General features: G+C 44.1%; 13 protein-coding genes. 1 reads left to right on the forward strand and 12 read right to left on the reverse strand.

Annotated features, from left to right (window positions below; translation table 11 throughout):
* Positions 1-13: 13 nt before the first annotated feature.
* The 10 genes from buk to NHH16_RS01840 all read right to left on the reverse strand — a co-directional run bounded on the left by buk (position 14) and on the right by NHH16_RS01840 (position 9,820).
* The gene (gene buk / locus NHH16_RS01795) at positions 14-1,117 is read right to left on the reverse strand and encodes a butyrate kinase (RefSeq protein ID WP_262067884.1); all 1,104 of its coding nucleotides are present in this window, start codon (positions 1,115-1,117) and stop codon (positions 14-16) included.
* Positions 1,118-2,029 (reverse strand): thiamine pyrophosphate-dependent enzyme, encoded by a 912-nt coding sequence (locus NHH16_RS01800; protein WP_262067885.1) that lies wholly within the window; start codon positions 2,027-2,029, stop codon positions 1,118-1,120.
* A gap of 12 nt (positions 2,030-2,041) precedes the next feature.
* On the reverse strand, positions 2,042-3,223 hold the full coding sequence (locus tag NHH16_RS01805; protein ID WP_262067886.1) for a transketolase C-terminal domain-containing protein: 1,182 nt from the start codon (positions 3,221-3,223) through the stop codon (positions 2,042-2,044).
* Positions 3,216-3,485, reverse strand: a complete 270-nt coding sequence (locus tag NHH16_RS01810; protein WP_262067887.1) for a 4Fe-4S binding protein — start codon at positions 3,483-3,485, stop codon at positions 3,216-3,218. The genes NHH16_RS01805 and NHH16_RS01810 overlap by 8 nt, the downstream gene beginning before the upstream one ends.
* Entirely contained in the window at positions 3,482-4,033 is a 552-nt protein-coding gene (locus tag NHH16_RS01815) for a 2-oxoacid:acceptor oxidoreductase family protein (RefSeq protein ID WP_262067888.1), read from the reverse strand. Before NHH16_RS01815 ends, NHH16_RS01810 begins: the two co-directional genes overlap by 4 nt.
* Positions 4,034-4,051: 18 nt before the next feature.
* Positions 4,052-5,530: an L-lactate permease gene (locus NHH16_RS01820; RefSeq protein WP_262067889.1), complete on the reverse strand. Its 1,479-nt coding sequence runs from the start codon at positions 5,528-5,530 to the stop codon at positions 4,052-4,054.
* An 11-nt stretch (positions 5,531-5,541) separates the two neighbouring features.
* Positions 5,542-6,456 carry a malate dehydrogenase gene (locus NHH16_RS01825; RefSeq protein WP_262067890.1) on the reverse strand — a complete coding sequence of 305 codons (915 nt, stop codon included), beginning with the start codon at positions 6,454-6,456 and terminating at the stop codon, positions 5,542-5,544.
* 289 nt (positions 6,457-6,745) lie between these two features.
* The gene (locus NHH16_RS01830) at positions 6,746-7,513 is read right to left on the reverse strand and encodes an IclR family transcriptional regulator (protein WP_262067951.1); all 768 of its coding nucleotides are present in this window, start codon (positions 7,511-7,513) and stop codon (positions 6,746-6,748) included.
* A 23-nt stretch (positions 7,514-7,536) separates the two neighbouring features.
* Positions 7,537-9,282, reverse strand: a complete 1,746-nt coding sequence (locus NHH16_RS01835) for a DUF2207 domain-containing protein (RefSeq protein WP_262067891.1) — start codon at positions 9,280-9,282, stop codon at positions 7,537-7,539.
* Positions 9,272-9,820: a LemA family protein gene (locus tag NHH16_RS01840; protein ID WP_262067892.1), complete on the reverse strand. Its 549-nt coding sequence runs from the start codon at positions 9,818-9,820 to the stop codon at positions 9,272-9,274. Before NHH16_RS01840 ends, NHH16_RS01835 begins: the two co-directional genes overlap by 11 nt.
* A gap of 158 nt (positions 9,821-9,978) precedes the next feature.
* On the opposite strand from NHH16_RS01840, the gene NHH16_RS01845 reads away from it, so the two are divergent.
* Positions 9,979-10,173, forward strand: a complete 195-nt coding sequence (locus tag NHH16_RS01845; protein WP_262067893.1) for a hypothetical protein — start codon at positions 9,979-9,981, stop codon at positions 10,171-10,173.
* 147 nt (positions 10,174-10,320) lie between these two features.
* Here the strand turns inward: NHH16_RS01845 and mmsB are convergent, their stop codons facing one another.
* Together mmsB and mmsA are read right to left on the reverse strand one after the other, a co-directional pair.
* Positions 10,321-11,481 carry a multiple monosaccharide ABC transporter permease gene (gene mmsB / locus NHH16_RS01850; protein ID WP_262067894.1) on the reverse strand — a complete coding sequence of 387 codons (1,161 nt, stop codon included), beginning with the start codon at positions 11,479-11,481 and terminating at the stop codon, positions 10,321-10,323.
* A 3-nt stretch (positions 11,482-11,484) separates the two neighbouring features.
* Positions 11,485-13,026, reverse strand: a complete 1,542-nt coding sequence (gene mmsA, locus NHH16_RS01855) for a multiple monosaccharide ABC transporter ATP-binding protein (protein ID WP_262067895.1) — start codon at positions 13,024-13,026, stop codon at positions 11,485-11,487.
* Positions 13,027-13,037 lie beyond the last annotated feature (11 nt).

Consider the following 13,037-nt stretch of genomic DNA (forward strand, 5'->3'; position numbering starts at 1 on the left):
TCTGTCTCCTCTCTTACAACCCCAAATGATCTTCCTTGGCGGCCTCCTGGTCGTAATTCATTTCTTGCTCTTCCCCGTTTAATACCCGCAGGACACCAAATGCTAAGGACTCGATTTCATTCTCACCGGGATAGACGTATACCGGTGCGAGAAAACCAATTCTCTCTTTAAGCAAATCCACTAAATACGTCCAATAAGCGAGACCGGCTGTTAAAATAATGCCATCGACCTGGCCCTTCATCGCTGCTGATAGAGCGCCAATCTCTTTAGCAATCTGATAGGCCATCGCCCTCGTTGCCATCTCTGCCTCCTTATCACCTGCATCGATACGTTTGCCTATCTCCCGGCCATCAACGAGACCGATATAAGCCACCATGCCACCGCGACCATTTACCCTTCTAAGCATTTCTTCTTGGGTATATTGATTGCTATAACACAGATTTATTAAAGAGCCTACTGGCAAACCGCCACTTCTTTCTAGGGCAAAAGGACCGTCTCCTGCTAAGGCGTTATTCACATCTCTGATTTTCCCTTGGCAATGAGCTGCGACGCTAACACCTCCACCCATATGAGCGACGATTAGGTTTTGTTCGTCATAATTAACGCCTTGTTCCGAGCAATACTTCTTGGCAATCGCCCGGTGATTTAGTTGCTGAAAGGAAGCAATCCGCTGAATTTCCGGCAAGCCAGAATACGTAGCTTCTTCCCACATCTCATTACATACTGGTGGGTCTACGGTAAAGGCTGGCTTTCCATACTTTTCTCCTAAATCATAAGCAATCTGCCCGCCGATATTGCAAGGATGATCACCAAATTTCCCCGACTGAGAGTCCTCAAGCATTTTCTCGGTAATCCGGTAAGTACCGCCAGGCACTGGCTGAACGGTTCCCCCACGACTAACAAAAGCCGCAAAAGTTGACAGTTCTTCCCCTTTTTCCTTTAGGACATCTAAGATGGCTGACATGCGATAATCGTATTGATCCATAAATTTCAGATACTGGCTAATCACTTCTCGGGGATGAGACAAGGTCTCTTGCCAAACAAAATTGGTGTCTTCATACACACCTAGCTTGGTTGAGGTTGACCCCATGTTTATCATCAGTAATCTATATCCCATCTACGATACCTCTCTTGTTAATTTTTCCAGCAATTCGTTATTCTTATCCACGTATTCTTGAATTTCTGCCAATTCGTCTTCGCCTAAATGCTTGAATTTCCGAAGACCAGCAATAAAATCCGTAACGGGAATCGGCTTAGGATTAGGAACGGTTCGCCGCCAAACCCCTTCTTCTACCTCAAATAGTGGGAAGTAATTACTCTTCACTGCCTTTTTGGCTAAATCGATTCCGCATTCCGGTTTACTTACCCAACCCGTAGGACATGGAGAGATAATATGCAGATAGGCGAATCCATGCTTACTTGCAGCGATTCCCTTTTCAATTTTCTCCACCATATCCTTCATGTGGCCAGGACTAGCTGTGGCTACGTAAGCAGCCCCGTGCATGGCCATAATCATGGGAATGTTCTTACGATTTTCTTTCTTTCCCTTTTTCACCTTACCCACTGGGGTAGTGCTAGTCTGAGACCCTTTAAACGTGGTCGAGCTTCTCTGGAAGCCGGTATTCATATACCCTTCATTGTCATAGCATACATAGAGCATATGCTCGCCTCGCTCAGCCGCTGCTGATAGCGACTGGAAACCACAATCCGCCGTCGCGCCATCTCCTGCTAGACCGATGATATTTACATCCTCTCGTCCCATCTTTTGATACATGGCTGTGACTCCCGATAAGAGAGAGGCTGTGTTATCAAGAAGAGGAATGTGAACGGGAATCTTTAAACCATTAGAAAAATTCCAGCCTACTACCCCTGCTCCTGCCATACATCCTGGCGGAATACCAATAATGGTATTTTCCCCTGATATCTGTAATACTTTTCTTAAAATCAATTCACCGCCACAGCCTTGACAAGCTGACATTCCCGGTGTAACTAGATCTTTACTTTCACTTAAAACATCTAAGTAACTCATTCTTTCCCCTCCTTACTCAACCGGCTTAGAAAACCATAGGGTATCTTTTTTCCCAGGCTCTGTCTTCAGCTTATCCAATGTTTCAATACAACCTGTAATGTCATCAAGAGAGATATCCGCGCCGCCTAGGCCGCCAATAGCTGAGAAGTTACAGGTAGAATCGGCATTTCCTACCGCTGCTCTCGTCTCCATAAAGACAGGACCAGAGTTCCAGCCAAAGACCACACTACGATCAATTGATGCCCACGCTTTCACACCTTTAAGTGCCTCTCTGATACGCTCTACTGGGAAGGGACGCAGGAATCTCACTTTAATCAAGCCTACTTTAATGCCTTTTTTCCGGGCTTCGTCTACGGCCTCTCGACCGGTTCCCGTCATACTGCCGATAGTAAGGATGGCAATCTCCGCATCGTCCATACAATACGTATCGATGGCACCCCCGTAATTACGACCGAATTGGTCAGCAAATTCTTTGTTTACTTCTTCGATTTTCGCAAGCGCCTCTTGCATCGCCTCTAAATGGCTCTTCCGATACTCAATCAAGATATTGCCAGGAGTCAGCGGATCCACCGCCATCGGCTCCTTAGGATCGAGAATCGCGTGACGCGACTTATAAGGCGGTAAGAAAGCATCCACCTCGGCTTGCTCAGGAATCTCCACCCGCTCGCTTAGATGAGACAGGTAAAAACCGTCATAGCAAACATTAAGTGGCAATAATATATTGGGATCTTCAGCTATCTTATAGCCTTGGATAATCATATCGAGAATTTCTTGATTGTTCTCTACGAACACTTGCATCCAGCCCGCATCACGAACAGACACGGCATCTTGTTGACCACTCCATACCGTCTCTGGTGAAGTCATTTCTCTCGTTGCCAGAGCCATAACCATCGGTAGACGAAGGGTAGACATTCTAAAATAAGGCTCGTACATTAGGGCTAGTCCCTGAGCTGAGGTGGCGGTAAACGCCCGTCCTCCAGCCATCACGGCCCCTTGCACCACACTCATCGCCGAGTGCTCTGATTCCACTTCCACCATGCTAGCGGAGATCTCCCCATCGGCGCTAAACTGAGCCAACTTCTCTACAACTGATGATTGAGGAGTAATCGGATACGCCGCAATGACATCCGGTTTACAAAGCGCTGCTCCGTATGAAGCAGAATAATTACCTGTTAAAGCTTGAATCTTACTCATTTTCTCCTTCTCCTTCCAACATCATCGTAATTGCATCTTTAGGACACTCATTGGCGCAGATGCCGCAACCTTTACAGTAGTCATAAGAAATATAGTATTTCTTTTCTTGATCGCGATAAATCGAATTCACAGGGCAAAAGCTCATACATGCTCCGCACTCGATACACGCTTCTTTATCCATTACCGGTCGATACGTCCGCCAACTAGCGGTATCTAAGACGTATAACCCTTCTTTTCCAATTGGTGAAATATATTTTCTCATGCAGCACCTCCCAAGTTAATAATCCGAACCTTCTCATAAGCCTCATCAGCAGCCAGTCGATTAGGCTCGCCAAACGTGGCCGCGATATGGTCTTTAAGCTTATCCCAGTTCACGAGACCGGTCGCTTTCGCAAACGCTCCTAGCATTGCCGTATTGGGAATATTTCTTTTAATATGGCTAAGAGCAATCGGTTCCGCATCAAGAAGAGCTAAAGTCCCTACTGTCTTAGGAAGATTAAGTTCTTCGATGCTTTTACTGGTATTGAGGACAACAGTGCCACCTTCTTGCAAGCCGGCAAAGGTCTGGGGCATGTCTAATAACGTATCGTCTAAAATCAAGAGAATTTCCGGATAATACACCTGGGTCTTAATCCGAATATCCTCATCATTTAAACGTAAAAATCCATATACCGGCGAGCCTTTACGCTCAACGCCGAAAAATGGGATAAACTGTCCGTAACTTCCGTCATCTACCACTGTAGAGACAATGGTCTGAGCGGCTTTTACCACCCCTTGACCACCTCGTCCGTGTAAACGTATTTCTTTCATGATATTGTTTTCCTCCTTTTATAAGCCGAATCCTGGGAACAGAACGTAAGTATAAAGTAGCGCTAGACCCGCGTATATTATGGACATAATTACAAAGGCCTTAACTGTCCGCTTCATTACCACGCCTTCTGAATTCTTAAGTTCCAGTGTGGCATTTACTGCAATAACATTATTAGGACAAATCATATTGCCAAGGGCCGCACCAGCACTCGAGGCGGTGGCGCTGACCACCTTATTAATCCCCAAAGATGAAGCTGCCTCAATATGCATGGGCGCAAAGAGTCGATTTGACCCTAGACAAGAACCGGTCATAAAGGCTCCAAGCGCACCGATAACTACGGCTGCCGCCGGATAGATTGGCCCTGCTACCGTGGCGATACTCTGAGCGATTAAAGACATCATCCCTGCTGTATTCGTAATATTAGCCAGGGCAAAAAGTGCACATAACGCAATAATCGGTTTGATAAGCTTTCTTAAACCGTTGATTTCACACTTCAAGAACTCTTTCCCGCAACCGAGAATAAGAGAACTGATAAAAACCACAAGATGGATAACTAAGGCAATCCAAGTGGCATAACCATATTTTGTAAGAGCGCTTAAAGGGAAACTAAAGCGAACTGCCGGAAGTAAAATCAGAAGTAAGATATACGGTGAAAAAGCCTTCAGCGTTGAGACCTTTGTTTCGATATCGAGACTCGTTTTATTGGTATACTCCTCTTGGTCTTTCACCCCTATAACTTTGATATAAATAACCGAGACGATTACCCCCACAACTCCGGTTACCATATCCGCTAACTCTGCCCCAATAAAATTCGATACTAAGAACATACTGAGAGACATGGTAATACAAATAGCTGCTAAATATCCCCACATTCCCTTCAAACTCTTCTTCCCAAAGAGTACTAAGAGCATAACTGCCGGAATAAAGATGATGCCAATCATCAAAAACCGTCCGGTCATAGCTACTAAGTTGCTAAGCTCTACCTTGTCCGTTATTCCTCCCATACCAGCAATCGTCGGTACCCCTGCCCCACCAAAGCACGGAGACATACCATTACAAATCAGACAGGCTGCCGCTGCTAGTACCGGCTGAAATCCAAGACCTAAAAGAAACGGTGCCAAAATCGCTGCCGGTGCGCCATTGCCAGTTGCCCCTTCAATAAAGGTCCCCAGACAAAAGGCGATTAAAACGGCTTGAACCCTGGTATCTTTTGTCAAAGTTCCCACCGTGATTTTGATTCTGTTCATTCCTGTACTTACTGTCATAAGCTCCAATAACGCAAATGCTCCCCATACGAGAAATCCGACCTGTAGAGCAGAAACCACTGCACTCTGCGTCGTCGCTCCGATTTCCGCCAAATCTTTTTTAAAGGCGGTAATGGCTAAGATAAAGGTATATGCAAAAGCGATTAGTGATACGATCCACGTAGGTTTCTTGAGAACAACAATACCTACTAGTACAATTAATATCGGGGTCGTTGCTAATAATAACTGCATAAAATCTCCTTTCACATATCAATGCTCTTTAACATATCTTCGATTTTGCAGGCGGTCTTATCTAGCTGCGCCTTGCCTTCATCTGTAAGCTCTACGTCTATCAGCTTGGTCACACCTTCCTTACTGAAGACACCGGGCATTCCCATCGCTACATGATCATAGCCTTTAAATCCATCCATAACGACCGAAACCGGAATAACCGCCTTGCTATCTGTGGCAATCGCTTCAATCATATCGGCAAGCATTACTCCTGAGGTCCACCCTGTGGTTCTCTTACTATCTAGTTGCTGCCAGGTTCTAAACCAGTTCGCCGTGGCTTCTTCTATGGCGGTGCGCTCTTCCTGAGAAATCTCCATAGGCTTACCATCATAAGTCACGTGATTGTATAGACGCACTTGTCCATCGCCGTGCTCTCCAATACACATGGCGTCTAGCTTACTAAACTCCTTACCTGTCACTTCTTCGATGGCCCATTTAAACCGCAGCGTATCATTGACGCAGAAACCAAGGACTTTGCTCTTATCCCAGCCCAGCAGCTTCCAATATACGTAGGTAAATACATCCACCGGATTCGTTGCCGAAATTAAGATAGCATCCTTCTTACAAACCGCTTTTAACTTTTCACAAATTGGGGTAACCACCCCTAGGTTACCTGTCAAGTATTCGTTCCGATTCGCCACTTGGCGCTCAGGTAAGCTAGCCGTCACCAGAATAATGTCACAATCTCCTAAATCCTCATAGTCAGCCTTCGTCACCTTCGTTTTACTGACGGGTAACAACGCCTGACTCATATCCATTACATGTGCTTCTAGGACATTTTCCTTTAAATCCAGGAGCTTTATCTCCTCTAGTACATCGCGCATCCCTACGCAAAACGCCGTTGTCGACCCTAAAAGACCTGCACCTCCAATAACTCCTAATTTCATTCTTTTACTCCTTCCTTTTTGTTTCTCTAAGCGAAACCTTGTTACCTAGAGAGAACTTATTTGTTTTGATGTTAGCATTCCCGTTTCTTCATGTCAATGTAGGGATTTACTGAAATCACATTATTTTTTTGTGCTTTTTCTATAATGTTACGGTTTTATCAATCCCTTTTTTGTGTATTATGTACTTATTTTACCTGCTTTTGCCGATAGAAAAACTCCCCTTTTGGTTGATTTCTTTGCGTTAAAAATCAACCAAAAGAGGAGTACTCTTTATTGTATTCAGTTTTAATTACTTAAGGGCAGACATAATTTCTCCCGCTGCTTCCTCTAATTTCTTTAGGTAGGACTCTTTGTTGGCAATTAACCGAGTCGTTGGACCGGAGATACTGATGGCCGCTACCGGCATCCCCTCGGCATTAAGAAGGGGGACCGCGTAGCAACTAAGACCAACCTCGGCCTCTTCGTTGTCACATCCGTAGCCAATCTCCTTAATCTCTTCTAACTCTTCTAGCAACTGTTTCGCATCTTTAATCGAGTTTTCCGTTTGCTGGATGAAACTTATATTTTTAAGATATTTCGTAATCTGCTGAGCGGCTCCGTAAGCAAGCATTACCTTTCCCGAAGCAGTCGTATGAGCAACCCGCCTGGTTCCCAGCATCATGTTCATATGTAGATGCTTGGTGCCCAGGACGTGGTCTAGAAAGGCCACATAGCTGTCCCCGTCCATACAGGTAAAGTGTGAAGTCTCACCGGTAAATTCTGTCAATCTCTCTAAATACGGATGTACCAGCGAAATTAGCTCCATTCGCCGATTCGCTACCTGTCCCAAGGCAAAAAGTTTGATTCCTAACCGATATTTAGAATTCTCTGTCTTCTTTAAATAACTTTTACTTTCTAGGGTTACCAAAAAGCGAAAGGCTGTGCTCCTGCTTATCTTTAAATATTTTGCCACCTCAGCGGCACTCAGCTCTTCATGGTCAAAATACAGCTCCAGCACCGATAGAGCTGTTTCTACCGAGCTGAGAATGTACTGTTTATTCTTATCCCCATTTTCCATCTTTATCACCTTGATTCTTCTTTCTAACGGAAGCCACCGCCACCGCCACCGCCACCAAAGGAGGAGCCACCGCCACTAAAGGAAGTGGAACCACCACTACCTTCGAATCTGGCAGCTGATTCTGCGGAGTGCACATTGCTAATACTATGGAGAACGAACGCTCTCGTCGCCATTGAAGTATAGAAGATATCGATATCCGACTGCTCGTTAAACTCGGGATATAAGCGGCCGATTTCCTTCTCTACCTTATCGGCCATGCCAAGGATAGAGGCAAATAGTAAGTACTCTTCCCAAAGGACAACTTCTTTTACTTGCTTTTCTCCAAGACTGCCAAACTCCTCTAAGAAGCGCTTGAAGCCGATACAGTGCAAAAGCTCTTCCCGGAATTTGGGCGTATAAATGGTTTTAATAATATTCGTATCAAAGAACATTACCTTTTGCTTAACCGTCTGGGTTTCGCCGTAGCCATTCTTCCCGAGCATGCCCGCAACCGCTGTGTCCACCGAAGCAAACCAGCCCGTCATGGATTCGTAGTTCTTCGTACACCAGTGCTCAAACTCTTTGTCTTCTAACACCAGGTTAGCCCCAGCCGCTTCCCTAAAGTACCCATAGAGCACCTTTTCCATCGGCGTGCTTAAACCATTCCCGTCATCTAAAAAGTGAATTGTAAAGGTATCTTTTGAAGAGAATATCCCTTTCTTCTCCGTCTTATCAAACTCCACCTTTTTCGTACGAATCCAGTTAAGTAAAATCGCACTAACAAGACCTGACTGAGCCGTCTGCTCATCGACTAAATCCGCTTGTCTAGCAATATAGTAGAAGAGAAACATATCTTTATTGGCGGGAATATCACGAAAATAATTAACGTCCTTATAGGCCGGTAGTTCATTACGACCATCGGTAAACTCTAGCGTCTTTAGGCGTTTATTTTTCTTTGATGATGCAGTTACCGCCGTCAGAATTCCGCCTAAAAAGATTACCGATACGATTACGTGAAACCACGGGAACCCGCCGCCAGAGCTGTCGGTATAGTCACTACCTTCTCTGGCTTCATCAATCATATCCTCTAAGCTTCTAGAAGCATACGTCTGGTTAGCATCTGTAAACGAGCCTTCTTCAAAGCCGGCAAAGACATTGGCATAATCAACTTCACCATCGCTAACGGCAAGAATGTAATAGTCTCCCTCTTCACCTTCTACGTGAATGTCCCCTTCAAAACCAAAGCCGTAGACTCTCGTATCAGGATTCACATTAACTCCACTTATTTTAATCGTCATTTCATTTGGCTTGACATTCATTTCTGGGCTAACAAACTGAAAGTTAACCGCAAAAGCATCTTCTAGCTGATAGACAAAGCCGGTAATTTTATAACTCAGTTCGTATTTATGGCGACCGTACTCACCAACGCCGAAGCAGAGTTCATATCCTTCGTCGGTGCCTACTACTCCTGATTTGAACGCTTTTTCCTCTTGGCTAGCGTCCACGTCCCACCACTCTAACTGTTCATACTTCTTACCGTCTTCTTCCACCTGGAAATCATGAACTTCCATACCATCCATATTAAATAGTTGCTTGTAAATCTCCGTCCCCTGATTTGCGTTAATATCCCATATTTCCTTAATCGTCGCACTGCCATCTTCGGCGAGCACAACTTCGATATCTAAGCCAAAGTCGTCACCGCTTGCTGCCGCTAAAGGCACGGCAAAGGCGAAACACAAAAGGAGAACCAAGACTACCGCCAGTCCCTTTTTGCGTTTTTTAGAATTCAACTTTTGGCACCTCTTTATCCGCAGCTTCGGCAGCAAACATTTCGTAAGGCTTGAAGTTAAACATACCGGCTACAATTGAAGATGGGAAAGTTTCCCGTTTGTTGTTGTAAGCGTAAACAGAGTCATTGTAAAACTGTCTTGCGTACTGAATCTTATCTTCTGTCTCTTTTAGATTTTGCTGCAAGTCATTAAACGAAGTATTGGCCTTTAAATCTGGATACGCCTCACCTAACATCATAATCCGATTAAGGGCCTGAGTTAACTCACCCGATGCTTGCATCTGTTCTTCTGGGCTTCCTGCGCTTAAGTACTTGTTACGAGCGGCGATTGTCGCTTCTAATGTCCCTTTCTCGTGAGCCGCATAACCCTTTACCGTCTCCACCAAGTTAGGAATCAAATCCGCTCTTCGCTTTAAAACCACATCGATTTGTGACCAATTTGCCTTCACCTTATTACGGGCTTGTACTAAGCCATTGTAGGCCCCAATAGCCCAAGCAATTAACACTACAACAACTACTAAAATAATAATTAATGCCATCTTATCTCCTCCTATTTTCTAAAAACTATTTTCATTTTACCATACTTACCAGTTAATTTATATACTATCCTCTTGGATAATTTTCCCGTTATATATTTGTCAAAAGGGTACTTGTTAGTTTTTCACTTAGACTACAATAGCCTTAGGAGGGCTATGATATGTTTATAATTAGAGACGATTTAGGGAACTACATCAATGCAGCCGAGTCTAGACATGAAGCATTAGAACTGGTCGAAAAATATTATATCAGAGATTTAGAAGATGGCTTCTTCAAACAAAACAAATATCATTTGCTTGATATTAATAACAGTGAAGTGGAAAGAGTAAGCGCAAATTTTTTGCGAACTCTTTGATTATCCAAAAATAATTGTTCACGTTTTTCCCACATATTCATGATATAATACGACCAGTCGGAAACGAAAAAGAGGCCGAGATAGCTGTACCTAATTAGGTGCTTTATCTCGGCCTCGTCTATTGTTACAAGGTGTGAATAGTTTCGCTTATCTTGAATTCTTCTTAGATTCTACATCGAAGATTACCGCTGCCAAAAGAACCAAGCCTTTAACCACCTTCTGCCAGTTGGCATCAATTCCCATAATGGACATACCTAAGTTAATAACACCCATTAATGTAGCACCGATAATAACTCCCGGAATCGTACCGCTACCGCCATAGGCAGAAGCACCACCGATGAAACAGGAACCAATGGCATCCATTTCGTAGCTATCACCTGCCGTCGGGTTAGCAGAATTTAATCTAGCGATCGTTACCATCGCCGCTACTGCGGCTAATAGTCCCATATTCGCATAAGCTAAGAAATACACTCGGTTCGTATTAATACCGGAAAGCTTCGCTGCCTTCTCGTTACCACCGACGGCATAGAAATGACGACCAACGGTAGTTTTAGAGGTGATATACGCATAAATCAGGACAATAATACCTATCCATAACAAAATGTTAGGAATCCCTTTGTACATTGCTAAGCGCCACATCAGCGCAATCATCACTGCACTCATGACTACGCAGCGCAAGATATCGGTTCCGATATTATCCACGTCGTAGCCTTTTTTTAGACGCTGAAATCTTTGACGAAAACGACTGATCGTATAGATTGCTGCTGCCAATATCCCCACTACCAAACTAGTAATATTAAAGCCATCTCCTTGGAAGAAGTCCACAATATAGCTATTGAAAAGATTTAGATATCCTTGTGGCATCGGCGCAATCGTATAACCTTGGAGTACGATATTAGACATCCCTCTAAACATCAGCATTCCCGCTAAGGTTACGATAAATGGGGGAATTCGTCTGTAGGCAATCCAGAACCCTTGCCAGATACCGATTAGTAGACCGACAGCTAGCATAATCACAATACTAAGGAACACGTTGACATTGTTCTTTACCATTAGGGTGGCGCCAACGGCACCGACAAAACAAACTACCGAACCAACGCTTAGGTCGATGTTACCACCAGTTAAAATACATAGCAGCATACCAGTTGCTAAGACAAATACGTAAGCGTTTTGTAAAATCAGGTTGTTAATATTTTGTGGTAGTAAAAGCTTACCTCCTGTCTGCCAAGTAAATAGTAACATGACAATGACCAGGACGATAACCATTGTATATTTTTTGAAAAAAGTTGAAACCTTTGCTTTATCCATATCCTATTCTCCTCCTTTACCAGACTTAACGACACAGGCCATAATTTTTTCCTGGCTCGCTTCCTCACAAGTCAATTCACCGGCAATCCTGCCCTCATTCATAATATAGATGCGATCTGACATACCTAGAACCTCTGGAAGTTCTGAGGAAATCATAATAACGGACTTCCCGGCTTTAACTAGGTCGTTAATTATGCTGTAAATTTCGTACTTAGCACCAACGTCAATCCCTCTAGTAGGCTCGTCCAAAATCAGGACATCCGGCTCGGCAAACATCCATTTGGCTAGGAGTACCTTTTGCTGATTTCCGCCGCTTAGGTTGCCCACGTTTTGCTCTACGGTAGGACACTTGGTATTCAGCTTTTCCTTATATTCTTTTGCCACCGCAATCTCTTTATCCGCATCGATAACCCCGCGTTTACTAACCCCCTGTAAGTTTGCTAAAGTCGTATTCACCCGTACCGGATTGCTAAGGATCAAACCGTTATCCTTCCGGTCCTCCGTCACGTACGCTAGCTTGTGTTCGATAGCGTCTTTCACCGAATTAAGGGTAACTTCTTTACCGTTAATATATAACTCACCAGAGTGCTTTTTGCCGTAGCTCTTGCCAAAGATACTCATGGCCAGCTCTGTACGTCCAGCCCCCATTAGTCCCGATATACCTAGCACCTCACCTTTATGGACTTTGAAGGAGACATTGTTGACCACCTTGCGCTCGGTGTAAAGGGGATGGTAAACGGTCCAGTTCTTAACTTCTAAGGAGACATCACCAATATAGTTTTCCGTCCGCTTCGGAAAGCGATCGGTTAGCTCTCGCCCAACCATACCCTGAATAATCCGGTCTTCAGTAATATCATCTGTGGCTTTATCTAAAGTTTCGATGGTTGAACCATCACGGATAACCGTAATCTCATCGGAAACATATGCTATCTCGTTTAATTTGTGGGAAATGATAATTGAAGTCATTCCCTGCTTTTTGAATTCCAGCAACAAATCTAAGAGCGCTTTAGAGTCCTCTTCATTAAGGGATGAAGTAGGTTCATCCAAGATTAGAAGCTTAGCCTTTTTCGCCAAGGCTTTCGCAATCTCTACTAGCTGCTGTTTACCGGTTCCTATATCTTTAATAAGTACCCGAGAGGACTCTTCTAAGCCTACTTGTTTTAAGTACTTATCCGCCTCTCCGTACGTTCTGTTCCAATCAATATCAAATGCTTTTCCCTGCTCATTTCCTAGATACATATTTTCACCAATGGTCATCTCGGGAACTAGAGCCAGTTCTTGGTGAATAATAACGATTCCCTTTTCTTCACTATCTTTAATCTTGCTAAATTGACACGTCTCACCGTTATAGATGATATCGCCTTCATAGCTTCCGTAAGGATAGACGCCGCTAAGCACGTTCATCAATGTAGATTTACCGGCCCCATTTTCACCCACAAGCGCGTGAATAGAGCCTTCTTTCACTTTCAGATTCACATTATCTAAAGCCTTAACACCGGGGAAAGTCTTGGTTATGTTTTTCATCTCTAAGATTATTTTAGCCATTATATTCCTCC

It is taken from the genome of Ohessyouella blattaphilus, from assembly GCF_024721265.1.
Classification (GTDB): domain Bacteria; phylum Bacillota; class Clostridia; order Lachnospirales; family Lachnospiraceae; genus Aequitasia; species Aequitasia blattaphilus_A.